We start from the raw sequence: 22,457 nt of genomic DNA, 5'->3' as shown, positions 1-22,457 counted from the left end.
ATGTTGGATACCGCCAGACGGGTTCTCCAGGTTGAAGCCGATGCCATTGTTGCAATGGCGCAGCGACTGGATGAACGCTTTGTTGCCGCCGTGGAATTGATTCTGTCCTGCCAGGGACGGGTGGTGATTACGGGGATGGGCAAATCCGGGCTGATCTGCCAGAAAATCGCTGCGACCATGGCTTCAACGGGTACCCCGGCGTTTTTTTTGCATCCCGCCGAAGGGATCCACGGCGACCTGGGTATGCTCATGAAGGGCGATGTGGTGATCGCTGTGTCCAATTCCGGCAATACCGAGGAGATCGTACGGATTCTCCCGGTGATAAAACGGATGGGGCTGCCGCTGATTGCCATGGCCGGTCATCCTGAAAGCGCTCTGGCCCGTGCGGCCGATGTGCTTCTGAATGTTGCCGTGCGCGAAGAGGCCTGCCCGTTGGGGTTGGCGCCCACCGCCAGTACCACCGCCACCCTGGCCATGGGTGACGCTCTGGCTGTGGCGTTGCTCGAAAGACGGGGATTCCGGGAAGAGGATTTCGCCTTGTTCCATCCCGGGGGCGCCCTTGGTAAAAAACTGCTGCTCACCGTGGAAGACCTGATGCATACCGGCAGCGATATTCCCCTGGCATCCCTAACGACTCCGCTGAAGGATGCTCTTTTCGAAATCAGCAGTAAAAAACTGGGCATTACCGGTGTGCTTAACGCAACAGGCGAGTTGGTCGGGGTGTTTACGGACGGGGACCTGCGCCGTACTATGGGCAGGGGCTGCGATGTTCTGGATCTGCCTTTGGGCGATGTCATGAGCTGTCACCCCAAGCGCATTCTGCGCTCCAATCTGGCGGCCAAGGCCGTGCAGAAGATGGAGGAGTTTTCGATTACCTCGCTGTTTGTCTTTGATGATGACGACAGTACGGTGCCGGTCGGCATCATCCATCTTCATGATCTGCTCAAAGCGGGGGTGGTCTGATGCAGCAAGCCATGGCAAAAATTCGCCTTTTGTTGCTGGATGTGGACGGGATCTTGACCGATGGGCGCATTCAGTACGATGAGCGTGGCGGTGAGATCAAAAGCTTCGATGTCAAGGACGGGCATGGCCTCAAGTTGCTTCAGAGGGCCGGTATCCAGGTCGGCATCATAACTGGCCGCAGTTCGTCCATTGTGCAACGGCGCGCCAGCGAATTGGGGATAGAAATCCTCTACCAGAATGCCAAGGACAAGCTGCTGCCGTATGGGGAGATCCTCCGGCTGCATGGCTTTAAAGAGGACCAGATTGCCTACATGGGGGATGATCTGGTGGATCTGCCGATTTTGATGCGGGTCGGTTTTTCCGCTACGGTTGCCGATGCTGTGACCGAGGTGCAGGAACGTGTCGATTATGTCGCCTCCAGGCCCGGGGGGCGAGGCGCGGTGCGTGAGGTGTGTGACATGTTGTTGAAGCAGGCCGGTGGCTGGGAGGCTGTCACGGACCGTTATTTCAAAAGCGGGGAGCCGGCGTGAATCAAAAGTCGTGCCAGTTGTTTACGGATCCTTCTTTACAGCAATTAGCGATAATGTTATACTGACGGCACCTATGATGCGAAGGGTAACTATTCGAAATTTCTTGCTTATTATCGTTCTGGCGGTTGCATTCGGTCTTGGGATGAGAATGTGGACTCACCGTCCGGAGCCTGTTTCCGAACCTCCTGTTGATTCTCTCCCCGCGAATACCGATCTTGCTCTGCAGGATATTCAATACACTGAAACCAGCGACGGCTTGCGACGCTGGATGCTTACGGCCAAATCGGCAGCTTACGATGACCAACAAAGCAAGAGTACTGTCCAGGATATGCGGGTGGAGTTTTTCGACAAACAGGGTCGTGTGCAAATGACGCTTACGTCGCGCGAGGGGGTCTGGTTCTCGGAAACGGGCGAAATAGAAGCTCGCGGCAATGTTGTCGTGAAAACCACCGAGGGGTATACCGTTTATACCGAACGTTTGCGATACCGCTCCCGGGCGGATGAGGTGTCAACGGATTTGCCGGTACGTGTCGAGTCCGTCAACATGCGGCTTTCCGCGCGTGGCATGCATTACAGGGTTAAAGAGCGTTTGCTGACCTTGGATTCTCAAGTCAAAGCGTCCTTGCCCGCTGGAATAGGGAATTGAATATGGGTTTGATGCGTGTTCTTCTGGTTACGGTGTTGGTGAGCTTGTCGCTGGTTGATACGGCGTGGTGCGAGGCATCTGCGACTGCAGGCAAGGCACAACCTCTGGAAATTACCTCGCAGAAACTCGAAGCCGACGGAACTTTGAAAAAGGTGGTTTTCGTCGGCAAGGTCGTTGCCAGGCAGGACGGATTGACCATTCGGTCGTCCAAGCTGATCGTCGCATATGGACAAAGCGGTACGCGGGTTTCTTCCATCGAGGCCATCGGTGACGTCGTTGTGCAAAAAGATGACCGTACTGCCACCGCGGGCCGCGGACTGTACAACGTCGCCGAGGGGACGGTTGTTCTGACCGAAACGCCGCGGGTGCAACAGGGAGACAATTCCGTCGAAGGCGATGAAATCGTTTTCTATCTCGAGGAGGATCGCAGTATTGTCAAGAGTCAGAGCGGTTCTCGTGTTAGAGCGATCCTGACCCCGGGGGGGACTCCCGTTGAGCCGTAGACTCGAAGCCAAGGATCTTTGGAAGAGCTATCGCGGCCGCGGTGTCGTGCGGGGCGTGGATCTGGAAATCCGTTCCGGGGAGGTCGTCGGTCTGCTCGGGCCCAACGGTGCGGGAAAGACAACCTCATTTTATATGGTTGTCGGTCTTATTCGCCCCGATCGGGGACAGGTGCTTCTCGATGAGCAGGACCTGACCGGGATGCCGATGTTCCAGCGAGCCCGTGCAGGTATATCTTACTTGCCTCAGGAAGCCTCGGTTTTTCGGAAGCTTACGGTCGAGCAGAATCTTCTGGCGATCCTGGAAACCGTCGACAGTGCTGCCGGGCAGCGTAAACAACGCGCCCACGATTTGATCGAAGAATTTCGCCTGCAGCATGTGGCACGCTCACCCGGTTATGCGCTTTCGGGGGGAGAGCGTCGTCGATTGGAGATTGCGCGCGCTTTGGTCATCGATCCCGGATTCATCCTTCTGGATGAGCCTTTTGCCGGTATCGATCCGTTGGCTGTGCACGATATTCAGAACATCATTTGTCGCTTGCGTGAGCGAAGGATTGGTGTGCTGGTGTCCGATCACAATGTGCGGGAAACTCTCGGAGTCTGTGACAAGGCCTATATCTTGAGTGACGGCCAGATTCTGGCTTGCGGCGATCCGGAACAGATTGCTTCCTGTCCGGAAGTAAGAGCGACCTATCTTGGCGAAAAATTCCGTTTATAATGACACCGTCACATGCTTATAGCCGGCATTTTCGACCTTTGCAGTAAAAGATTGGGGAACCATGGCATTAGAAATTCGGCAACAGCTCAAATTAAGTCAACAGCTTGTCATGACGCCGCAGTTGCAGCAGGCCATCAAGTTGTTGCAGCTTTCGCGTTTGGAGTTGGAGGCGGTGGTCCGCCAGGAACTGGAAGAAAATCCTGTCTTGGAAGAAGGACTCGATCCCGCCGAAGACAAGGAGTTGGCCGCTGAAGTTGCCGAAATTGCCGAAACGCCTGAGCCTGAAACCAAGACCGAAGAGGTCAAGGAACTGCAGGGCGATATGGAGGAGTTTAACCAGGCCGATTGGCAGAACTACCTCGATGGCTACAATGCCAGTGGGGCAACCGCCGATACGTATGAAGCCGATGAGGAACGTCCCAGCTTTGAAAGCCTGCTGACCAAGAAAACCTCTCTTGCCGATCACCTCCTGTGGCAACTTCACTTGTCCCGTATCCCTGATGATCAGCGTGCCGCTGCCGGTGAGATCATCGGCAATATCGATGAGGACGGTTATTTTAAGTCGACCATCGAGGAAATTGCAACCGCCGTAGGCGTCAGTCCGGATGCCGCCGAAAACGCCCTGGCTGTGGTGCAGGATTTCGATCCTCCCGGGGTTGCCACGCATAATCTACGCGATTGCCTGCTTAAACAGGCCGAGGTGCTGGGTATGGGAGAATCCCTGGTCGGTACCATCTTGAGAGATCACATCGCGGAGCTGGAAAATCGTAAATACCAGGTCATAGCCAGAACTCTTGGCGTGCCGCTGGATGACGTCCTTGGTGCCGCCCGGGTTATCTCCGGACTCGACCCGCGGCCCGGCAGGGCTTACAGCCAGGACGAAATTCAATATATAACCCCGGATATTTTCGTACACAAGGTCGGCGACGAATACGTTGTGGTACTTAACGACGAGGGGTTGCCCAATTTGCGCATCAATTCCTTTTATCGCAATGCCATGTCCGGGGAAAAGAAGGTCGACGAGGCCGCCGGCGAATACATCCAGGACAAATTACGCGGTGCGCTGTGGCTGATTAAAAGCATCCATCAGCGGCAACGCACTATTTTTCGTGTCACCAAGAGTATTGTGAAGTTCCAGCGCGATTTTTTTGAAAAGGGTATTGAACATCTCAAGCCTTTGGTCCTACGCGATGTTGCCGAAGATATCGAAATGCACGAGTCGACGGTGAGTCGCGTGACAACCAACAAATACGTGCAGACTCCGCGTGGATTGTTTGAGTTGAAGTATTTTTTCAACAGCGGTATAAATACGACAGTAGGGGAATCGATAGCGTCCGAAAGCGTGAAAAGCAAGATCAAGGATATTATCGCAGACGAAAATCCCAAAAAGCCCTATTCGGATCAGAAGATTGTCGATATTCTTCGTCAGGAGGGGATCGACATCGCCCGTCGTACCGTGACGAAGTATCGGGAAATGTTGAATATTCGATCATCTACCGAGCGTAAGCGATTGTTTTGAGCGTTATCAAAAACCCGGGGTATAATTGGTATAGAGACCTGTAAGCGGAAAGCCTCGTTACTCTACCTAACCCGTTCACCAGGAGGTTTACAAGCATGCAGATTGCCGTGACGTTTCGACACATGGAAGTTAGTGAAGCACTGAGAGCGTATGTTGAGGAAAAAATTTCACGGGTCAAAAAGTACATTGAAGAACCGATTGATGCTCAAGCCGTTCTGTCGGTGGAAAAGAAAATTCGGCATTGCGCCGAGGTGACTTTGGTGGCTAAAGGTATCACCATCAAAGGTTCCGACGAGACTAACGACATGTATGCCGCGATCGACGGCATGGTTGACAAAATCGAACGCCAGCTTAAACGGTATAAGGAAAAGATCAAAAGACACAAGCCCGTATCGGAGCGTGTACGCCAGGTAGAAAAAACCGTATTTGCGGCTGACAGTATCGATGAGGGCTCGCCCGAACCGGTTGTCATCCGCAGCCAGAGCTTTTCCGTTAAGCCCCTGTCCGTTGAAGAGGCGGTTATGCAGATGGATCTGCTGAATAAAACCTTTCTGGTTTTTTCGGATGCTTCTACCAACGAAATCAGTGTTGTTTACCGCCGTAAAGACGGTAATTACGGGCTGATTGTGCCGGAAACAAAGTAAGCTGTTTCGTCTATTTTATGGAATGCTGAGGAGGAGAGACGAATCCCGTCGGTTGCTCCGCCATGGGATCTCGATGCTCTTGTTTAACTTATGAAAATCGTCGACCTGCTTAACCCCGCCGCCATTATTGCAGACCTGGAAGCGGTGGAAAAAGATGCCGTGCTAGAAGAACTGGCAGGAGCTGCAAACAAGATCGAGAAAGGTCTTGAGCACGATGAGGTCTTACGTGTACTGCAGGAGCGTGAGCGTCTGGGCAGTACCGGGATCGGTGAAGGGGTAGCGATACCTCACGGTAAGCTCCGCACCATCGATCAACTTTTGCTTTCTTTCGGTCGCAGCCGCAAGGGAGTCGATTTCGACTCCCTTGACGGCAAACCGGCGCAGCTTTTCTTTTTGTTGCTTGCCCCGGAAGAATCGGTGGGAGTGCATCTCAAAACTCTTGCCCGTATCTCCAAGCTGTTAAAAAGCCCGGCCGTGCGTCAACGTTTGCTGGGTGCCGATTCCGGTGACGAGCTTTATCGCATCATTGGCGAAGAAGAAGAGCGGCTTTGATGCCTGCTCGCTTTGCAGGGTAGTAGTCGAAAGCTTTTTGCAGGCCATGGCGGCAAGTCGTCTGCCGCGCAGTGTTCATTGAAAAGGGTGTCTTGGCGACCGCATTCGAAACTCGAGGTCGTCCGGCACCTTTTTTTGCGTATTTCCCAGTCATTGCGGTCAACTAATGTTTTGTGTCGGTTGATTGAAGGGAACATCTGTATTGGAGTGCTATGAAACGTGCACGTCTGATTATCATCACCGGGTTGTCCGGATCCGGTAAAACCACAGCGGCCAGGGCTCTTGAAGACGAGGGTTTTTTTGTTGTCGATAACCTGCCGCTGGTTCTGCTGCCTGAATTCCTGAAGTTGCATGCCGGCAGCGCCGTCGCCGGCTCCAATGTGGCCGTCGTCGTCGACGTTCGCAATAAGCCGTATCTGGAGGGATATAAACAGACCCTCGCCGAGGTACGTTCGGCGGGCCACGTTGTCGATATTTTCTTCTTCGACGCCGTTGACGATGTCCTTCTGCGGCGCTATTCGGAAACGCGGCGTCGCCACCCACTTTCGCAAAAAGAGGGCGTCGCCGAATCGATCCGCCAGGAACGCGCCCTGCTTGGCGGCATTATGGATCTCTCCACCGAAATTATCGATTCGTCCTGGCTCACCCCTCATCAATTACGGGCCAGGGTGGTTCATATGGTATGCGGCGATGACAAGGGAAACCCTCTTGCCGTACTGGTGCAGTCTTTCGGGTACCGTTACGGGATTCCGCAAGGATCCGACCTTGTCATGGATGTGCGTTTCCTGCCCAATCCGCATTTCGTGCCGGATTTGCGTCCGCAGACAGGGCTTTCCCAAGGTGTCCGCGATTTTGTTTTGGGACAGCCTGCATGTCGGGAATTTTTGGATCGTTTCAATCATCTGCTCGATTATCTTTTGCCCTCTTACCGCAAAGAGGGCAAAAGCTATTTAACCATTTCCATCGGCTGTACGGGTGGTCGCCATCGTAGCGTCGCTATTGCCGAACATCTGCGGTATGCGATTCAGGGTGAAGATATGGTGGTGGACGGATTGCACCGCGATGTTGCCAAGGAGTAGATGCCGGTGGTCGGTTTAGTCGTTGCTACACATTGCAGTTTGGCCGGAGAGCTTGTTAAAACCGCCGAGATGATACTTGGCCCGTTGCCTATGGTCGCGTCTGTCGAGATCCGTCATGGCCAGGGGGCTGACGAGATCCGGCAGGGGTTCAGTCACGCCATAGACAAGGTGGGAATAGACGGGGATGGGGTTTTGATCCTGACCGATATGTTTGGCGGTACACCGTCGAACATCGGATTCTCTTTTCTCGAGCAGGGGCTTGTCGATGTTCTGAGCGGAGTTAATTTACCGATGCTTCTCAGGGCTTCTCAGGAACGTTCCGGGCGCACCATGTCGGATCTTGCGGTACTTTTGAGAGATTACGGACAGCAAAGTATTCTGCTGGCCAGCGATATCCTATCCAAATAGCCCTGGCTGATGGTGTTATGAGCGTTGTTTTAGCACGAGTAGATAACCGATTGATTCACGGACAGGTTCTTGAAGCGTGGATTCCCTCGACCAAGGCGAACTGTCTTGTTGTGGCGAACAACAAGATTGCCGATGAAGGCCTGCATAAGCGTCTCATGGCTGCCGCTGTGCCGCGCGGGATTCAGGTGGTTATCGAATCTGTAGAGGATTCCGCCCGGTTTGTTTCTTCTCCCGATAACGATGCGCTTCGGGTTCTGGTTCTGTTTGCCAGCCCTGACGATGCATTGCATGCTTATCGTTCAGGATTGCACTTCCCGCAACTTAACCTCGGCAACCTTCATCGGCCCCAGGGCCTTCATCAGCTGGGATGTACCGTTACGTTGGATCGCGACGATGTGGAAAACCTTGAAAAGCTCGAGTCCGAAGGGGTTGAGATCGTTCTGCAATGTATTCCTTCGGATCGACAGCTTGGATGGCGTGCCGTGTTGAAGGATAAGTGAAGTCAATATGATGTCTGCCGTTCCCTATTGCATGGCCGCAGTGGCATCGCTGGTCGCCGGACTGGATCGCACAGCCGTACTGCAGTTGATGATAGCCAGGCCTATAGTGGCCGCGCCATTGACCGGATGGCTGATGGGGGATGTCGCGACCGGCTTGCAGATCGGGGCGTTTCTTGAATTGCTGTGGTTGGGGCGCATTCCCATCGGCGCAGCCATTCCCCCGGATGATACCCAGGTTGCTGTCGGCAGTACCTGCCTGGCCGTGACCCAATATCCTGGCGACCCCGTGCCTGCGCTGGCATTTTCCATCCTGTGTCTGCTCATTGCCCTGCCTTTTGGCAGAGTGGGAGGATTTTTCGATCGCGTCGCCCGGCGTTTAAACGGATCTTTGTGGCAGCGCGCCGAGCAGGCGATCGAAGCCGAGCGCTACCACCAACTGTTCTGGCTGCACCTGCAAGGTATTCTACATTTCGGTTTTGCATCGTTGTGTACGTTCGGTGTCATTGTGCTTGGGGGTTTGGCGTGCTTATGGATTTTAACCCCCGTGCTGGCAGGGGAACTGCCGGCGATGCAACCCTGGTTGAAGATAGTCGTACCGCTGGCGGGCGTCGCTGCGTGTCTGTGTACCGTGAATTTTCATCGCGCCATATGGGTGTATAGCGGCGCCTTTCTGCTGGTATATTCTTTGCTGTCGGTTTTTGGATAAAGCATGATCGTATCGTCCGGGTTTTCCAAAAAGCTTCTGTGGTCCATGGCTTTACGGGCCTTGTTTTTACAGTCCAGCTGGAATTTCGAGCGCATGCAGAATCTCGGATTTCTGTTCGTGACTTTGCCCGGTTTGAGGCGGCTGTATCATGGCTCCGATTTACAGCGTGTGTGTCGAAAAAATTTAGCCTACTTCAATTCCAACCCTGTGCTTGCCTTGCCTATTATCGGTGGCAGTCTGCGTCTGGAAGAGCAGAAAAGTCGGGGTATGGATTCGAGCATGGAGGTAGAGGATTTCAAGTCGGCATTGGCCGGTCCCTGCGCCGCCATGGGCGACAGTTTTTTTTGGGGTACGTGGCGCCCACTTGCCGCATGCCTGGCGGTCTGGTTAACCCTGGCCGGATACGGATGGAGCGTTTTTTTGTTCCTGTTGATCTACAATACGCCGGCTTTCTTTCTGCGGTTCTACGGCTTTTGGCTGGGGTATCGCCGGGATTATCGTATTATCGACAATTTGCAGCGTTGGCGATTGCCGGATCTTGCCTATCGTTTAAGAGCCTTAATGGTTATGCTGTTGGGGGGATTGTCTGCCTGGGTGGCTCATACCGGACTTGAGGGCCTGCAGGTATCCTCTGTCTGGGGATGGTTGGTCGTGCCCGGCGTGTTGGCCGCGGGCAGCCTTGTCCGGCGCGGTTTATCCTCCCTTCTGATGTTGATCGCTGTGGTTACTTTGTTATGGATCGGATTGCATTTATGCGGCATTGCGAGACTTTGATGGAAAAGAAACGGTTCACTATTATCAATAAACTTGGCCTTCATGCCAGGGCGGCGGCTTTATTCGTTCAGACCGCCAGCAAATTTACGTCCGAGGTTACCGTCTCGAAAGATGGGGAAGAGGTTAGTGGCAAGAGTATTATGGGGATTTTGATGCTGGCAGCTGCCCAGGGATCGCATATTGAACTCGCCATTTCCGGGCAGGACGCCCAACATGCCATGGAGGCCCTCGGGGAATTGATCGATAACGGTTTCGGAGAATTGTAACATGCTGCAGGATGTTTTCCTGGTAGGCATAGGCGCATCGCCGGGTATTGCGATCGGATCGGCCTATGTGGTTGACCGCCGACGCATGTCGGCCGTTGAGCGAACCCTTGAACCCCACGAGCTCGAGGAGGAGGTTCGTTTATTTCACGCGGCTCTGCAACATTCCAGGGAGCAGCTGGAAGACGTTAAAAAGCGTGTCGCCGATCCTCATATCGCCGAACATCTGCATATTATCGATACGCATCTGTTGATTCTGAAAGACCCGATGCTTGTCGATGAGACGGTGGCCACCATCCGGCGGGAAAAAATCAATGCCGAGGGTGCGCTTATGCGAACCCTGAAAGGGTTCCGCGCCGTTTTCGATGTTATTGACGATGAGTATCTGCGTGAACGCCGGTCGGACGTCGATTCGGTTGGCGATCGTATTCTGCGTAACCTGGTAGGTGTTTCCCAGCAATCTTTGGCCGATATCGAGCGGAAGTCCGTGGTGGTGGCCCACGATTTGTCTCCTGCGGATACCATGCAGATGGATAAATCGCGCATTATCGGTTTTATCACCGACCTCGGCGGCCGGACATCCCATACCACGATTCTGGCGCGTTCCCTCGGCATACCGGCAGTGGTCGGTCTCGAGTCTGTTACATCGCAAATACGCGAACGTATGCCGGTTATCATCGATGGTTGCACCGGTACCGTTGTCCTGAATCCCTCACCGGATACATTCAGGGAGTACCTGGACAAAAAACAGTTTTACGAATACCAGGCCGAAGAACTCACCTATTTTCGTGGCCTCGATGCCGTTACTCTCGATGGCCATAACATCATATTGCGCAGTAATATAGAAATTGCCGAAGAGGTGCCCATTGCCTTACGCGAAGGCGCTCAGGGGGTGGGGCTGTTTCGCACCGAATTCCTCTATATGAAGCGTAAATGCGTACCCTCCGAGGACGAACAGGTCGAAGCTTACCGGGAAATTATCGAAAGCATGGCGCCGCACCCGGTGACCATTCGAACACTCGATGTCGGCGGGGATAAGCTGGTGTCGGATATCGATCTCTCCGATGAAGCGAATCCGGCCATGGGGTTGCGCGCCATCCGTTTTTCCCTGAAAGAAAAAATCCTTTTCAAAGTTCAGCTGCGTGCCATTCTGCGTGCTTCCGCCCATGGCAAGGCCCGTATCCTTTTCCCCATGATTACCGGGGTGGCCGAAATTAAAAGTTGCAAAAATCTGCTGAATGAAGTGAAACGGGAATTGGCCGAAGAGGGGCATGCGTTTGATGCAGACATTGAAATCGGCATAATGATCGAGACCCCTGCGGCGGCGCTGGTCACGGAATTGCTTGCCCGGGAAGTCGATTTTCTGTCGGTAGGGACCAACGACCTTATCCAGTACTGTCTGGCGGTCGATCGAGGCAACGAACACGTTGCCTATCTGTATGAGCCTCTGCATCCGGCGGTTTTGCGTGCGTTGCGCATGATCTGCCGGGCCGCCCAGCAGGCCGGTGTCATGGTGGGGATCTGCGGCGAAATGGCTGCGGACCCTCTTTATACGCTGGTGCTACTGGGGCTTGGTTTCGATGAATGGTCCATGAATGCACCCTTTATTTCCCAGGTCAAACGTATCATTCGGCAGGTATACAGACCCGAGGCCGAGCAATTGGTGGCTGAGCTTTTCGAGTTGGGCTCGGCACCGGAGGCCGCCAGAAGACTGGCGGGCGAAATGAACAGGCGCTTTCCTTCCCTTTTCGGTAAGCCAATCGGCGGACCTGTCGAGTAAATGCTTGACAGTTTAAACAGTGGTACTTAGAATTTGGCGGTTTAATAATTTTATAACAGGAGGGGTTTCCCATGCCCATGACCGATTTTCTTTTCACATCCGAATCCGTAAGCGAAGGCCATCCCGATAAAGTCGCAGATCAGGTTTCCGACGCCATCCTTGACGCTATCCTTGATCAGGATCGCCAAAGTCGTGTTGCCTGCGAAACGATGGTAACAACCGGAATGGCCGTTATTGCCGGTGAAATCACCACCAATGCCCGCGTCGAGTATCCCAAGGTGGTCCGCGAAGTTATCCGGGATATCGGGTATAACGATTCCGCCATGGGTTTCGACTGGGAAACCTGTGCGGTGCTGACCTCTATCGACCGGCAGTCGCCGGACATTTCTCAAGGGGTTACCGAAGGTGCGGGGCTCTTTAAAGAACAGGGCGCTGGTGACCAGGGCCTGATGTTCGGTTATGCCTGTGATGAGACCTCGGTGCTTATGCCGATGCCCATTACCTATGCTCACCAATTGACTCAGCGTATGTCCGAAGTACGTAAAAGCGGTCTTTTGACCTTTTTGCGTCCCGACAGCAAGTCGCAGGTTTCGGTGCAGTATATCAATGACAAGCCGGTGCGGGTCGATACCGTTGTCGTTTCTTCCCAGCATGCGCCCGACGTCGCCTATGAAACCTTGCGCGAGGCCCTGATCGAAGAGGTGATCAAAAAAGTCGTTCCGGCCGACATGCTTGATGAAAATACCAAGTTTTACGTCAATCCCACCGGTCGCTTTGTCGTTGGCGGTCCTCAGGGTGACTGCGGTCTTACGGGGCGCAAGATCATTGTCGATACCTATGGTGGCCAGGGATCCCACGGTGGCGGAGCTTTTTCGGGTAAAGATCCCTCCAAGGTCGACCGCAGCGCATCTTACATGGCTCGCTACGTCGCCAAGAACGTCGTTGCCGCTAAGCTGGCCCGTAAGTGCGAGGTCCAGATCGCTTACGCCATCGGTGTCGCCGAGCCGGTATCCATCATGGTCAATACCTTCGGAACCGGGGTGTTGCCTTCCAATGAAATCGCCCGCATCGTACGCGAAGAGTTTGATATGCGGCCGGCCGCAATTATTGAAACCCTCGACCTGCTGCGCCCGATTTATCGCAAAACCGCAGCCTATGGGCACTTTGGTCGTGAACTCCCCGAATTTACCTGGGAACGCACCGACCGTGTCGACTCCCTGCGCGGACGCGCCGGTCTCTGATCGTTGCAGACAAAAGGCGAACCGAAAGGTTCGCCTTTTGTTTTATGCAGGCACATCATGCCCCCTTTGCCCGATTTATTGAAACCTGAGCTGTCGGTCATTGTTCCCATCCTCAATGAGGGTCGCACCCTTGTCGATCTGTTTGCCACTCTGCGCCGGCAGCAGGGGGTGACTTTCGAACTCATCCTTTGTGATGCCGGTTCCGATGATGACAGTGCCGCCGTTTTTTCTTCATTGCGTCAGGGCTGTCCCTTCGATTGCCGCCTAATCGTTTCCGAACCCGGCCGAGGCCGGCAATTCAATGTCGGCGTTTCGGAAAGCCGTGCCGATTATTTGCTGTTTCTCCACGCCGATTCCACTTTTGAAGATCCACAGGCCCTCGCCAGTGCCCATGCCTGCCTTAAGTCCACCCATCAGCAAACTGGTGATGGGGCCGTTGTCGGACATTTTCCTCTTACCTTTACGCGCCATACGGAAGAACGTTCCTGGCTCTTTTATCATCATGCCTGGAAAACCTACCTGCATCGTCCCTTTTGTACGCACGGTGATCAGGGATTCATGATGGCTCGTTCGTTTTTCGATGTGCTGGGCCCATTTGACGAAACATTGCCGTTTCTTGAAGATGTTCGTATGGCGAAAAACATCGATGCCCGCGGACAGTGGTTGCTTTTGCCCGCCGTTCTCGGGACCTCGGCGCGTCGGTTCGAAACGGAAGGCTTTTATCCCCGGCAAGCCCTCAATGCCATGCTGTTGGCCTGTGAAGGCACCGGTTACGGTGCCTGGATTACAGCTGTACCGGGCATATATCGGCAGCAGTCGGCATGTGAACGACTGCGCCTGGGGCCTTTCTTCAAGGAATTCTCTCGGCGGCTGCGGTGTCTTTCTTTTCGCCATAGAATCCGCTTTTGGCGTCATATCGGAAAATTTGTCTGCCGCAATGCCTGGCAGTTGGCATTTATGCTCGATACGGCCCGTAACTATCGTCATGCGGTAACTGTCGGACAGGGGCGGTTGTCGGTGCTCGATTATTTCGATCGACGTATCGAGGGGATTATCGACCGACCTGCGGTTTACTGGGTTTGCGCTTTGTTGTCCTGGATGTGGTATCGATGTCACCTGCTGGCCTGGCGGTGGCTTTGAGGGAGGCAGGTAAGCACGCTGGTCGATCCCCATCATGCCTGCGGCGGGAATTCACATTGCAGGGGCCTTGTCAGAATGTATGGTAGAATATTCCTACAATCGCTAACTGAAAGGTGCGGGATCATGAAAATTTCACGTTTGGTTGTATTCGGTGGTCTGCTGGTGTTGTTGGCCGGTTGTACGACCTATCGAAGTCAGGAAGTGCCCTTTCGTTCTCCGGCCAGCTACGGCAACATGCAAACGGTGGCCGGCGCCCAGCTAGCTTCCAAGGCGTTTGTCGAGAAAACCGAGGCCTCCAAAGTCTTCGGTTTCGATATCCGTAGCGCCGGCTTGCTGCCCGTGCAGGTGGTGTTCGATAATCAGGGATCGCAGGCTCTCGCCATCGTGCCGGAACAGTCTTTTTTGATCGATAATGAAGGCAATCTGTGGAACCTGCTCGATAGCCGTACAGCCTATACACGCATCGAGAAGAGTTCAGAATATGCGCGCATTGCCAAAGGTGGCGGCAAGGGCGCGATGCTTGGAGCCGCCGGCGGTGCTGTTCTGGGGGCCGCGATTGGCATTTTGAGTGGAGAAAATGTCGGCTCGGCTCTGTTTAAGGGGGCTGCGGTCGGCGGTGCCGGTGGTGCCGTGGTTGGTGGCACACAGGGGGCTACGGATGATGACGCCGGTCGACAGATCGCTCGCGATCTGGCCAATAAATCACTCGTGAATCAAGGGATACAGCCTGGCGGCCTCGCCCACGGTTTTCTGTTCTTTCCGGGGGAAGCCATCTCTGCCGCGCAACTGCGATTACAGATCACCGAAATTGCCACCGGGCGCGTGTATACCGTACTCATGCCTCTTCGGTAAGATTGCCGTATTTGTCGGAAAGCAGGCGCACCCGCATGTGGGTGCGCCTTTTTTCTTGCATTCTGGGTTCGGATTGGTTATATCAAGAAAAGTTGATATATAGAAATCAGGATGTTCGATAGATGCTCACGACCTTTAAATCCTTGGCCGATCCGACCCGTTTGCGTTTGTTGGCGGTGCTTGCCCGCGGAGAATTTACCGTGCAGGAGTTGACCACCATTCTGGATGTGGGCCAATCCCGGGTTTCGCGTCATCTCAAGATTCTTTCAGAAGCCGGCCTGTTATCGGTGAAGCGCGAAGGAACCTGGGCCTATTATCGCCTGGATGGCCGCAATGATTTTTTCCAGGATATTCGGCCATTCGTGGAGTCGCGTTTGACGCGTGATGCCGGGGCGTGTCCCGACCGGGAACGCCTGCTTATGGTGTTGGAGCAACGGCGGGTCAGGAGCCTGGAGTTTTTCAATCGGCATGCTCGACAATGGGATGATCTGGTGCGGGATGCGTTGCCCATGGCAGCTTACCGAGCCCGGTTGCTGGATCAGGTACCGGCAAGGCCGGTCATCCTCGAAATCGGGGTTGGCACCGGTAATCTTCTGGATGGCTTGCGCCGTCGGGCGGATCGCGTGATTGGTGTGGATCATTCTTCGGTCATGCTGCAGCAGGCCGGTCAGCGTATTCGGGATGCCGGATTGACCGGTATCGAATTACGCTTGGGGGAGATGCGGCATCTTCCCGTATCCGAAGGGGAAGTGCAGTGGGCCGTGCTTAACATGGTGCTGCATCATGCTCCTCAGCCACAACAGGTGTTTTGCGAACTTGCCAGGGTGCTGGCGCCAGGTGGTGGGATTACCCTGGCCGATTTGCATCGTCATCAAAACGAGTGGGCCCGGGAGCGTATGGCCGATCAATGGTTGGGCTTCGAGCGTTCGGAACTGGAGGGCTGGCTGCTTATGGCAGGCTTTGAGCTAAAATCGTTTGAGATGCTTAATGGTCGCGATTCGGAGCATGCCGTCGTACTTTTATCCGCGGTGAAAATCCAATAGCCTGCCCATCGGGTATGGCCTTAAATTCAAATGGAGTACAAATCATGAGTAGTGAGTCTATTTCGGAAAATTACGTTGTCAAAGACATGGGGTTGGCTGAATGGGGGCGTAGAGAAATCCGTATGGCCGAGGCGGAAATGCCCGGCTTGATGGCCATCCGGGAGGAGTATCGCGGTACCAAACCGTTGGCCGGGGCCCGTATCACGGGGTCTTTGCATATGACGATCCAGACGGCGGTATTGATCGAGACCCTGGCGGAGTTGGGTGCCGATTTGCGTTGGGCCAGCTGCAATATCTATTCAACCCAGGATCATGCCGCTGCCGCCATCGCTGCCACCGGTGTTCCGGTGTTTGCGTACAAAGGGGAGACTCTGGAGGAATACTGGGAGTACACTTTCAAGGCTCTGGCTTATGAAGAAGGTCCGCAGCTGATTGTCGATGACGGTGGCGATGCGACCCTCCTGATCCACCGCGGGGTGGAGCGTGAGCGCGCCTATGCCCGTACCGGAAAGGTACCCGAAATTTCTCACGATAATAAAGAGCTCAGTATCGTGGACGCCTTGCTCAATCGGCAACTGCTGGTGGATGCCGAGTACTGGCAGCGCATGGCTACGGGGCTTTTAGGCGTAAGTGAGGAAACAACCACTGGCGTGCACCGGCTGTATCATATGGCCCGAAACGGGGAACTGCTGTTCCCGGCTTTTAACGTCAACGATTCGGTGACCAAAAGTAAATTCGATAATCTTTACGGATGCCGTGAATCGCTTATCGATGGAATCAAACGTGCCACCGACGTCATGATTGCCGGAAAAAAATGCGTCGTGCTGGGTTACGGAGATGTGGGCAAGGGCTGTGCCCAGGCCTTTAAGGGGATGGGGGCCCTGGTGTCCGTCACGGAAGTCGACCCCATCTGTGCCCTGCAGGCCGCCATGGAAGGTTTTGCGGTGGTGGATATGGACGAAGCTTGCCAGTGGGGGGATATTTTTGTGACAACCACCGGTAATGTCGATGTCATAACCCGCAGCCATATGGATGTCATGAAGAACGAAGCCATCGTCTGCAATATCGGGCATTTCGACTCGGAAATTCAGGTCGATGCGTTGTATGACGACCCCAGTCTGACGGTGCACGAGGTCAAACCGCAGGTCGACCAGATTGAATGGCCCGACGGCAAGCGTATCACCGTGCTGGCCAAGGGCCGGCTGGTGAATCTTGGCTGTGCCACGGGACATCCTTCCTTTGTCATGTCCAACTCTTTTACCAATCAGGTGCTGGCGCAGATCGAACTGTGGCAAAACTCCGATCGGTATGAAAACAAGGTCTACGTACTGCCCAAGCAACTGGACGAAAAAGTGGCGCGTTTGCACCTCGCTAACCTGGGGGTGAAGTTGACCAGGATGACGGAAAAGCAGGCCGACTATCTTGGCGTTCCGGTGGATGGACCCTACAAGCCCGAACACTATCGCTACTGAGATTTCGTTTAAATCTTTTCGGCAACAGAGGCGCTCCCGAGTGGGGCGCCTTTTTTTTACGGATCGGCGGGAAATCAGCCTTCGCTATGCAAAAACAGCCAGGTACCGAAAAGCAGGAACAGGATGTTGGCGCTCCATGCGGCGATGATTGGGGGGAAGGTTCCCGAGTAGCCAAAGGCCAGCAGGGTTGCGTTCAGGATGAAATAGAGGGCGCCGATGGCGACACTGATGGCGATGCCGAGGGCCATGCTGGCGCCGCGGCCTTTGCGGATCGCGAAAGGGATGCCAAGGAAGGTCATCATCAGACACCCAAACGGGGCGGCTATACGGGCGTGCATGTCGACCTGGAAGCGGGTAGGGTTGTATCCTTCGCGTTTAAGCTTTTTCCCCAGGCGATGGAATTCGCTGATGGGCAAATCTTCGTTGCGTTTGCTGCCGGGAACCTTGAAGTCTTCCGGAACCACCGGCAGGTCCTCTATCTTTTCCGCAAGGCGTTGTTCCGTTAACAAATTGCCGGATGTCGTGTCGAATCGACGGGTAACGGCATCCTGGCAATACCACCTGCCGCCGCTATAAACGGCGCTGCCGGCATCAAAGCGTTGTTGAATGCGGAAGTTTTTATCAAAAGACAGCAGCGTGATACCTTTTAAAGTTTGCTGTACCGGTTCGATCTGACGGATGTTGAGGATGGATCTATTGTGTCGTAGCCAGATTTTATCCTGCTTGTAATGCACGGCGGGGCCTCCTCTTACTTCGGTGGTGAGGATATGCCTGGCCCGCTGTATGGAGGGCGGTACGATAACTTCATTGGCGGCGAGTATGATAAGTGAGAATAAAAGCCCCATACGCAGCATGGGCGCGGCTATTTTCGCCAGGCTGATGCCGCCGGCATGCATGGCCACCAGCTCTCCTGAACGGGTGAACCCGCCAAGGGTCATGAAAACCGCCATGAGGCATGCCAGGGGGGCAACCTGGGTAATGATCAGAGGGGTTTTGTTGAGGAAGTACGCTACGCATAAAGTGACGGAAGCATGATACTCGATAAAATCGTCAATCCGTTCGAAAAACTCGACGAGTAGATAAAGGCCGGCAAAGGCCCCGATAGCCAAGCCGAACAGTCGGAAAAAAGTTGCTAAAATATAGCGGCTGTAGAGAGGCGTCATCGCTTATTTCCTCAGGCGGCGGATGAGGATGTCCGTCCATCGACGGCAAAACTCCACCAGGGGAAGGGGCTTTTCCTTGGCTGCGGCACGTAAAACGACGATGCTGGCCAAAAGGAAAATCGAATTGGGCCCCCACATGATGAGGCCAGGCAAGCCGGCATCGACGACCAGGGTGCCGGCAAGGGACAGCAGGACATAATAGGCCAGGAAAACCAGCAGGCCGGCGGCAAACCCGCTGCCGCGACCGGAGCGCACCGGCTGAATGCCCAGGGGAACGCCGAGCAGGGCGAAAAGCAGGGGGATTACGGGAACAGCCAGGCGCCAGTGGAATTCGGCCAGCAATTCCCTTTTTTTGGAAGGGGGCGTTGCTGCGTCGGGTCGGATGGCCTGGTATAGCTCTCCAAGCGTCATGGTTTTTTTGTTTTTCCGTGGTTGATCCGCCGACATGGAGGTCTGCCCGAGGTCGAGATTCAGGTCGTACCGCGTAAACTCGATAACCTGAAAGCCGCTGCCGGTTTCCCGGCGTTGGCGATGTATGGTGCCGTTTTCCAGGTGCAGGGTAAGGGTCAGGTTTTCCTGGTTGGAAAAAATCCGACCCTCATTGGCCAGGATGATGGAGGACAGGGTGTCGTCTCGTTCATCCGAGATGAAAACGCCCTGCATTCGTCCGGAGCGTTCGTCGACATCGTTGGCGTACAGGATGATGCCTTCGAATTCGTCGTTGAAGATTTGGGCCTGAATACCGATGTTGGCGCGACTGCTGGCGATATGGAACAGTTTTTCGCGAAACAGGTCTTCGCTGGCCGGTTTGATGGCAATGGTTGTCGCAGCGGTAGCCAGACTCACCAGTAATCCCAATCCTACGATCGGCGCGGTCAACTGGCGCAATCCGACGCCGCATGCCTTAAGTGCAAGAATTTCCCGATCCGCGGACATGCGTCCGAACCCGGCCATAACCCCCAGCAGGAAGGACAGAGGCAGTGTCAGGACGAGAAACGTCGGCAGCAGGTAGGCGAGCAACAGCAAGACATCAACCAGGGGTACCCCTTTGTTGATGACCAGCTCGACCAGATTGAGGATGCGACCCAGAAGCAGGACGAGGGTGAAAACCGCCAGTCCCAGGAGCATGGGAACAAGGGTTTCGCGCAGTAGATAACGTTGGATGCGAAGGCTTGTCATAGCCCGGCATAGTAATACAGTTCGAGCCGTTTTGTAAACTGGCTTGCATCGATTTTGTCCTTGCCATAACGGGTCTTCCATGGTACATAAGCTTGTTCACAATACGCACGCGTCCTGACTTGTGGCGGAGGTGCCCTGCCGACGGTAAGGCTGGGTCCGCCAAGGAAGATGGGCGCGGAGGCAAACCAATTTTAAGGAGAAAGTTCATGGCACAAGTAAGTATGAAACAACTGCTCGAGGCCGGTGTGCATTTCGGCCACCAGACCAAACGCTGGAACCCCAAAATGAAGCCCTATATTTTCGGGGCACGCAACGGTATCTATATTATCGACCTGCAGAAAACCGTTCGCTATTTCAAGTCGGCTTATCAGTTTATCCGCGAAACGGTTCAAAACGGTGACAAGGTTCTGTTTGTCGGCACCAAGAAGCAGGCTCAGGAAGCGATTCGTGAAGAAACGGCACGCGCCGATCAGTTTTATATCGACAACCGCTGGCTCGGCGGCATGTTGACCAACTTTGCGACCATCAAGAAAAGCATCGAGCGTCTCAAGAAGATCGAAGTCATGGCGCAGGACGGCACCTATGAGCTTCTGACCAAAAAAGAAGCGCTGAATCTTGAGCGCGAAAGAGAAAAACTGGAAAAGACCCTTGGCGGTATCAAGGGGATGAATAAACTGCCCGGTGCCATTTTTGTCATCGATCCCAAAAAAGAAACCATTGCCGTCAAGGAAGCCCGTAAGCTGGGCATCCCTGTTGTCGCCGTGGTGGATACCAACTGCGATCCCGACGATATCGATTACATCATTCCCGGTAATGACGATGCGATTCGTGCGATCCGTCTGTTTGCTGCAAAGATGGCCGATGCCTGCATCGATGGGGCTCAGGCTCGCGAAGCCGCGATTCGGGCCGAATCGGACAAGGCCGAGACCGATAAGGTCGAAGTTGAGGGCAAGGGCGAAGCCCCGGCAGCAGAAGCTGCCGAAGTGGTTGAGTCTGCCGACAAAGCTTAATCGTTCAAGGTGTTTTGAACTCGCAAAAAGGCGGTCCGGGAAACTGACCGCCTTTTTGCTGAATATATCAGGGACGTGGCACGCGTTTTGTCGCTCCCAAGCATAACTGAGGAGGGTTTTTTATGAAAATCACCGCATCGATGGTTTCTGAGCTGCGCACCAAAACCGGCGCAGGCATGATGGATTGTAAAAAGGCTCTTAGCGAAGCTGACGGTAACATCGAAGAAGCTGTTGACATTCTTCGTAAAAAAGGCCTTTCCGCTGCGGCCAAAAAAGCCGACCGTGCTGCTGCCGAAGGTCTTGTGGTCGGTCTTAACGAAGGTAGCTGCGGCGTTTTGGTCGAAGTTAACGCCGAAACCGACTTCGTTGCCAAAAATGCCAATTTCCAGGAATTCACCAACGGTGTTGCCAAGGTAGTTGTCTCCTCCAAACCCGCGGATCTCGAAGCTCTCAAGGCTCTGCCGTTTCCCGGTACCGATCGCACCGTTGCCGAGGAACAGACGCATCAGATCGCTACAATCGGTGAAAACATCAACCTCAGGCGCTTTGTATGCTTCGATGTAGCGCAGGGTGCGGTTGCCGTGTATATTCATGGCGTCGGTAAAATCGGTGTCCTCGTCGAGCTCGAAACGTCCAAAGGCGATGATGAGCGCGTCGCGGCTCTCGGTCGAAACCTGGCCATGCATATCGCCGCTGCCAACCCTCAGTATCTGAACCGCGACGAAGTGTCGGCCGAGGTTGTTGAAAAAGAAAAAGAGATTATGCGTACCAAGGCTCTGGAGAGTGGTAAGCCGGAGAAGATCGTTGAAAAAATTATCGCCGGGCAAATCAATAAATATTTCGGCGAAGTCTGCCTGCTTGAGCAGGCTTATGTCATCGATCCCGATCTCACCGTGACAAAAGTTGTCGAAAACCTCGGTAAAGAAATCGGTGCTGAGGTTACACTGTCCCGTTATGTCCGGTTCCAGTTGGGTGAAGGGCTTGAAAAACGTTCCGATGACTTTGCGGCCGAGGTCGCATCCATGACCAAGTAAAGTGACATCGACTATGGATGATCAAGAACCGGTTTATAAGCGGATTCTTTTGAAACTCAGTGGTGAAGCCCTGGCCGGTAACCAGGGCTTCGGCATTGACCCTCAGGTTATTTCCGGTATTGCCGAGGAAATCCGGGAAGTCATTGGCCTAGGGGTGCAGGTGGCCGTGGTCATCGGCGGGGGCAATATCTTCCGCGGCATGGCCGCCGCTGCCGGCGGGATGGATCGTGCCGGCGCCGACTACATGGGGATGCTTGCAACCATCATGAACAGTCTGGCTTTGCAGGACGCCCTCGAGCAGGCCGGAGTGCCGACCCGGGTACAGACGGCTATCGAGATGCGCGAGGTGGCCGAGCCTTATATCCGCAGACGCGCGATTCGCCATCTGGAGAAGAAGCGCGTGGTTATTTTCGGTGGTGGCACCGGTAATCCGTATTTCACCACGGATACGGCAGCCAGTCTGCGTGCCATGGAAATTGACGCCGATGTCATTCTTAAGGCCACTAAAGTGGACGGTGTATATAGCGCCGATCCCTGCAAGGACAAAAACGCTGTCAAATTCGATAATCTGAAATATCTTGACGTGTTAAAAAAAGGTCTTAAAGTTATGGATGCCACGGCGACTTCGCTGTGTATGGATAACGATCTGCCTATTGTGGTATTTCAGCTGTCTCGCCCCGGCAATATCAAGAAGGTCGTGCTTGGCGAGGCCATTGGTACCATCGTCAAAGGAGAGTAACT

25 protein-coding genes are annotated in these 22,457 nt (G+C 54.2%); 23 read left to right on the top strand and 2 right to left on the bottom strand.

Annotation, left to right across the window (positions count from 1 at the left end; genetic code table 11):
* From PCAR_RS10720 to ahcY, 20 genes are all read left to right on the top strand, one after another.
* Positions 1 to 963: a KpsF/GutQ family sugar-phosphate isomerase gene (locus PCAR_RS10720; RefSeq protein WP_011341689.1), complete on the top strand. Its 963-nt coding sequence runs from the start codon at positions 1 to 3 to the stop codon at positions 961 to 963.
* Positions 963 to 1,493 carry a KdsC family phosphatase gene (locus PCAR_RS10715; RefSeq protein WP_011341688.1) on the top strand — a complete coding sequence of 177 codons (531 nt, stop codon included), beginning with the start codon at positions 963 to 965 and terminating at the stop codon, positions 1,491 to 1,493. Before PCAR_RS10720 ends, PCAR_RS10715 begins: the two co-directional genes overlap by 1 nt.
* A 73-nt stretch (positions 1,494 to 1,566) precedes the next feature.
* Positions 1,567 to 2,139, top strand: a complete 573-nt coding sequence (gene lptC / locus PCAR_RS10710; protein ID WP_081425056.1) for an LPS export ABC transporter periplasmic protein LptC — start codon at positions 1,567 to 1,569, stop codon at positions 2,137 to 2,139.
* 2 nt (positions 2,140 to 2,141) lie between these two features.
* Positions 2,142 to 2,642 carry a lipopolysaccharide transport periplasmic protein LptA gene (lptA, locus tag PCAR_RS10705; RefSeq protein WP_011341686.1) on the top strand — a complete coding sequence of 167 codons (501 nt, stop codon included), beginning with the start codon at positions 2,142 to 2,144 and terminating at the stop codon, positions 2,640 to 2,642.
* Complete coding sequence (gene lptB / locus PCAR_RS10700) at positions 2,632 to 3,357, top strand: LPS export ABC transporter ATP-binding protein (RefSeq protein ID WP_011341685.1); 726 nt, start codon at positions 2,632 to 2,634, stop codon at positions 3,355 to 3,357. The genes lptA and lptB overlap by 11 nt, the downstream gene beginning before the upstream one ends.
* Before the next feature lie 61 nt (positions 3,358 to 3,418).
* Positions 3,419 to 4,876 (top strand): RNA polymerase factor sigma-54, encoded by a 1,458-nt coding sequence (rpoN, locus tag PCAR_RS10695; protein WP_011341684.1) that lies wholly within the window; start codon positions 3,419 to 3,421, stop codon positions 4,874 to 4,876.
* Between the two features lie 95 nt (positions 4,877 to 4,971).
* Positions 4,972 to 5,520 carry a ribosome hibernation-promoting factor, HPF/YfiA family gene (gene hpf / locus PCAR_RS10690; RefSeq protein ID WP_011341683.1) on the top strand — a complete coding sequence of 183 codons (549 nt, stop codon included), beginning with the start codon at positions 4,972 to 4,974 and terminating at the stop codon, positions 5,518 to 5,520.
* Between the two features lie 90 nt (positions 5,521 to 5,610).
* Positions 5,611 to 6,072 (top strand): PTS sugar transporter subunit IIA, encoded by a 462-nt coding sequence (locus PCAR_RS10685; protein ID WP_011341682.1) that lies wholly within the window; start codon positions 5,611 to 5,613, stop codon positions 6,070 to 6,072.
* Between the two features lie 212 nt (positions 6,073 to 6,284).
* Positions 6,285 to 7,151, top strand: coding sequence for an RNase adapter RapZ (gene rapZ / locus PCAR_RS10680; protein WP_011341681.1), 867 nt, complete (start codon positions 6,285 to 6,287; stop codon positions 7,149 to 7,151).
* Between the two features lie 6 nt (positions 7,152 to 7,157).
* Positions 7,158 to 7,559 carry a PTS sugar transporter subunit IIA gene (locus PCAR_RS10675; protein ID WP_011341680.1) on the top strand — a complete coding sequence of 134 codons (402 nt, stop codon included), beginning with the start codon at positions 7,158 to 7,160 and terminating at the stop codon, positions 7,557 to 7,559.
* Between the two features lie 17 nt (positions 7,560 to 7,576).
* Positions 7,577 to 8,059, top strand: a complete 483-nt coding sequence (locus PCAR_RS10670) for a PTS sugar transporter subunit IIB (protein ID WP_011341679.1) — start codon at positions 7,577 to 7,579, stop codon at positions 8,057 to 8,059.
* Positions 8,060 to 8,066: 7 nt separating this feature from the next.
* Positions 8,067 to 8,765: a PTS sugar transporter subunit IIC gene (locus PCAR_RS10665; RefSeq protein WP_011341678.1), complete on the top strand. Its 699-nt coding sequence runs from the start codon at positions 8,067 to 8,069 to the stop codon at positions 8,763 to 8,765.
* 3 nt (positions 8,766 to 8,768) lie between these two features.
* A complete protein-coding gene (locus PCAR_RS10660) occupies positions 8,769 to 9,539 on the top strand; it encodes a PTS system mannose/fructose/sorbose family transporter subunit IID (protein WP_011341677.1) in 771 nt (256 codons plus the stop codon).
* Positions 9,539 to 9,805, top strand: a complete 267-nt coding sequence (locus PCAR_RS10655) for an HPr family phosphocarrier protein (protein WP_011341676.1) — start codon at positions 9,539 to 9,541, stop codon at positions 9,803 to 9,805. The genes PCAR_RS10660 and PCAR_RS10655 overlap by 1 nt, the downstream gene beginning before the upstream one ends.
* 1 nt (position 9,806) lies before the next feature.
* Positions 9,807 to 11,582 carry a phosphoenolpyruvate--protein phosphotransferase gene (gene ptsP / locus PCAR_RS10650; protein WP_011341675.1) on the top strand — a complete coding sequence of 592 codons (1,776 nt, stop codon included), beginning with the start codon at positions 9,807 to 9,809 and terminating at the stop codon, positions 11,580 to 11,582.
* A 71-nt stretch (positions 11,583 to 11,653) separates the two neighbouring features.
* Positions 11,654 to 12,823, top strand: coding sequence for a methionine adenosyltransferase (metK, locus tag PCAR_RS10645; RefSeq protein WP_011341674.1), 1,170 nt, complete (start codon positions 11,654 to 11,656; stop codon positions 12,821 to 12,823).
* A 57-nt stretch (positions 12,824 to 12,880) separates the two neighbouring features.
* Positions 12,881 to 13,963, top strand: a complete 1,083-nt coding sequence (locus tag PCAR_RS10640; protein ID WP_011341673.1) for a glycosyltransferase — start codon at positions 12,881 to 12,883, stop codon at positions 13,961 to 13,963.
* Positions 13,964 to 14,086: 123 nt separating this feature from the next.
* Entirely contained in the window at positions 14,087 to 14,815 is a 729-nt protein-coding gene (locus tag PCAR_RS10635) for a hypothetical protein (RefSeq protein ID WP_011341672.1), read from the top strand.
* A 122-nt stretch (positions 14,816 to 14,937) separates the two neighbouring features.
* Positions 14,938 to 15,858 (top strand): ArsR/SmtB family transcription factor, encoded by a 921-nt coding sequence (locus PCAR_RS10630; RefSeq protein WP_011341671.1) that lies wholly within the window; start codon positions 14,938 to 14,940, stop codon positions 15,856 to 15,858.
* 44 nt (positions 15,859 to 15,902) lie between these two features.
* Positions 15,903 to 17,330 carry an adenosylhomocysteinase gene (gene ahcY / locus PCAR_RS10625; protein ID WP_011341670.1) on the top strand — a complete coding sequence of 476 codons (1,428 nt, stop codon included), beginning with the start codon at positions 15,903 to 15,905 and terminating at the stop codon, positions 17,328 to 17,330.
* 74 nt (positions 17,331 to 17,404) lie between these two features.
* Here ahcY and lptG read toward each other — a convergent pair whose 3' ends face one another.
* Together lptG and lptF are read right to left on the bottom strand one after the other, a co-directional pair.
* Positions 17,405 to 18,493: an LPS export ABC transporter permease LptG gene (gene lptG, locus PCAR_RS10620; RefSeq protein ID WP_011341669.1), complete on the bottom strand. Its 1,089-nt coding sequence runs from the start codon at positions 18,491 to 18,493 to the stop codon at positions 17,405 to 17,407.
* Between the two features lie 3 nt (positions 18,494 to 18,496).
* Positions 18,497 to 19,672, bottom strand: coding sequence for an LPS export ABC transporter permease LptF (gene lptF, locus PCAR_RS10615; RefSeq protein WP_011341668.1), 1,176 nt, complete (start codon positions 19,670 to 19,672; stop codon positions 18,497 to 18,499).
* A gap of 206 nt (positions 19,673 to 19,878) precedes the next feature.
* Here lptF and rpsB point away from each other — a divergent pair, with 206 nt between their 5' ends.
* The 3 genes from rpsB (at position 19,879) to pyrH (ending at position 22,455) form a co-directional block, all read left to right on the top strand.
* Positions 19,879 to 20,682: a 30S ribosomal protein S2 gene (gene rpsB / locus PCAR_RS10610; protein WP_011341667.1), complete on the top strand. Its 804-nt coding sequence runs from the start codon at positions 19,879 to 19,881 to the stop codon at positions 20,680 to 20,682.
* A 122-nt stretch (positions 20,683 to 20,804) separates the two neighbouring features.
* Positions 20,805 to 21,716 (top strand): translation elongation factor Ts, encoded by a 912-nt coding sequence (tsf, locus tag PCAR_RS10605; protein ID WP_011341666.1) that lies wholly within the window; start codon positions 20,805 to 20,807, stop codon positions 21,714 to 21,716.
* Positions 21,717 to 21,729: 13 nt separating this feature from the next.
* On the top strand, positions 21,730 to 22,455 hold the full coding sequence (pyrH, locus tag PCAR_RS10600) for a UMP kinase (protein ID WP_011341665.1): 726 nt from the start codon (positions 21,730 to 21,732) through the stop codon (positions 22,453 to 22,455).
* Positions 22,456 to 22,457 lie beyond the last annotated feature (2 nt).

Source organism: Syntrophotalea carbinolica DSM 2380, assembly GCF_000012885.1.
GTDB lineage: Bacteria > Desulfobacterota > Desulfuromonadia > Desulfuromonadales > Syntrophotaleaceae > Syntrophotalea > Syntrophotalea carbinolica.
This window is presented reverse-complemented; position numbering and strand designations above follow the sequence as displayed.

What these genes read in the sequence shown, in the direction of transcription:
- PCAR_RS10720 (WP_011341689.1), top strand. Translation starts at nt 1, where the DNA reads ATGTTGGATACCGCCAGACGGGTTCTCCAGGTTGAAGCCGATGCCATT.
- PCAR_RS10715 (WP_011341688.1), top strand. Translation starts at nt 963, where the DNA reads ATGCAGCAAGCCATGGCAAAAATTCGCCTTTTGTTGCTGGATGTGGAC.
- lptC (WP_081425056.1), top strand. Translation starts at nt 1,567, where the DNA reads ATGATGCGAAGGGTAACTATTCGAAATTTCTTGCTTATTATCGTTCTG.
- lptA (WP_011341686.1), top strand. Translation starts at nt 2,142, where the DNA reads ATGGGTTTGATGCGTGTTCTTCTGGTTACGGTGTTGGTGAGCTTGTCG.
- rpoN (WP_011341684.1), top strand. Translation starts at nt 3,419, where the DNA reads ATGGCATTAGAAATTCGGCAACAGCTCAAATTAAGTCAACAGCTTGTC.
- hpf (WP_011341683.1), top strand. Translation starts at nt 4,972, where the DNA reads ATGCAGATTGCCGTGACGTTTCGACACATGGAAGTTAGTGAAGCACTG.
- PCAR_RS10685 (WP_011341682.1), top strand. Translation starts at nt 5,611, where the DNA reads ATGAAAATCGTCGACCTGCTTAACCCCGCCGCCATTATTGCAGACCTG.
- rapZ (WP_011341681.1), top strand. Translation starts at nt 6,285, where the DNA reads ATGAAACGTGCACGTCTGATTATCATCACCGGGTTGTCCGGATCCGGT.
- PCAR_RS10670 (WP_011341679.1), top strand. Translation starts at nt 7,577, where the DNA reads ATGAGCGTTGTTTTAGCACGAGTAGATAACCGATTGATTCACGGACAG.
- PCAR_RS10665 (WP_011341678.1), top strand. Translation starts at nt 8,067, where the DNA reads ATGATGTCTGCCGTTCCCTATTGCATGGCCGCAGTGGCATCGCTGGTC.
- PCAR_RS10660 (WP_011341677.1), top strand. Translation starts at nt 8,769, where the DNA reads ATGATCGTATCGTCCGGGTTTTCCAAAAAGCTTCTGTGGTCCATGGCT.
- PCAR_RS10655 (WP_011341676.1), top strand. Translation starts at nt 9,539, where the DNA reads ATGGAAAAGAAACGGTTCACTATTATCAATAAACTTGGCCTTCATGCC.
- ptsP (WP_011341675.1), top strand. Translation starts at nt 9,807, where the DNA reads ATGCTGCAGGATGTTTTCCTGGTAGGCATAGGCGCATCGCCGGGTATT.
- metK (WP_011341674.1), top strand. Translation starts at nt 11,654, where the DNA reads ATGCCCATGACCGATTTTCTTTTCACATCCGAATCCGTAAGCGAAGGC.
- PCAR_RS10640 (WP_011341673.1), top strand. Translation starts at nt 12,881, where the DNA reads ATGCCCCCTTTGCCCGATTTATTGAAACCTGAGCTGTCGGTCATTGTT.
- PCAR_RS10635 (WP_011341672.1), top strand. Translation starts at nt 14,087, where the DNA reads ATGAAAATTTCACGTTTGGTTGTATTCGGTGGTCTGCTGGTGTTGTTG.
- PCAR_RS10630 (WP_011341671.1), top strand. Translation starts at nt 14,938, where the DNA reads ATGCTCACGACCTTTAAATCCTTGGCCGATCCGACCCGTTTGCGTTTG.
- ahcY (WP_011341670.1), top strand. Translation starts at nt 15,903, where the DNA reads ATGAGTAGTGAGTCTATTTCGGAAAATTACGTTGTCAAAGACATGGGG.
- lptG (WP_011341669.1), bottom strand. Translation starts at nt 18,493, where the DNA reads ATGACGCCTCTCTACAGCCGCTATATTTTAGCAACTTTTTTCCGACTG.
- lptF (WP_011341668.1), bottom strand. Translation starts at nt 19,672, where the DNA reads ATGACAAGCCTTCGCATCCAACGTTATCTACTGCGCGAAACCCTTGTT.
- rpsB (WP_011341667.1), top strand. Translation starts at nt 19,879, where the DNA reads ATGGCACAAGTAAGTATGAAACAACTGCTCGAGGCCGGTGTGCATTTC.
- tsf (WP_011341666.1), top strand. Translation starts at nt 20,805, where the DNA reads ATGAAAATCACCGCATCGATGGTTTCTGAGCTGCGCACCAAAACCGGC.
- pyrH (WP_011341665.1), top strand. Translation starts at nt 21,730, where the DNA reads ATGGATGATCAAGAACCGGTTTATAAGCGGATTCTTTTGAAACTCAGT.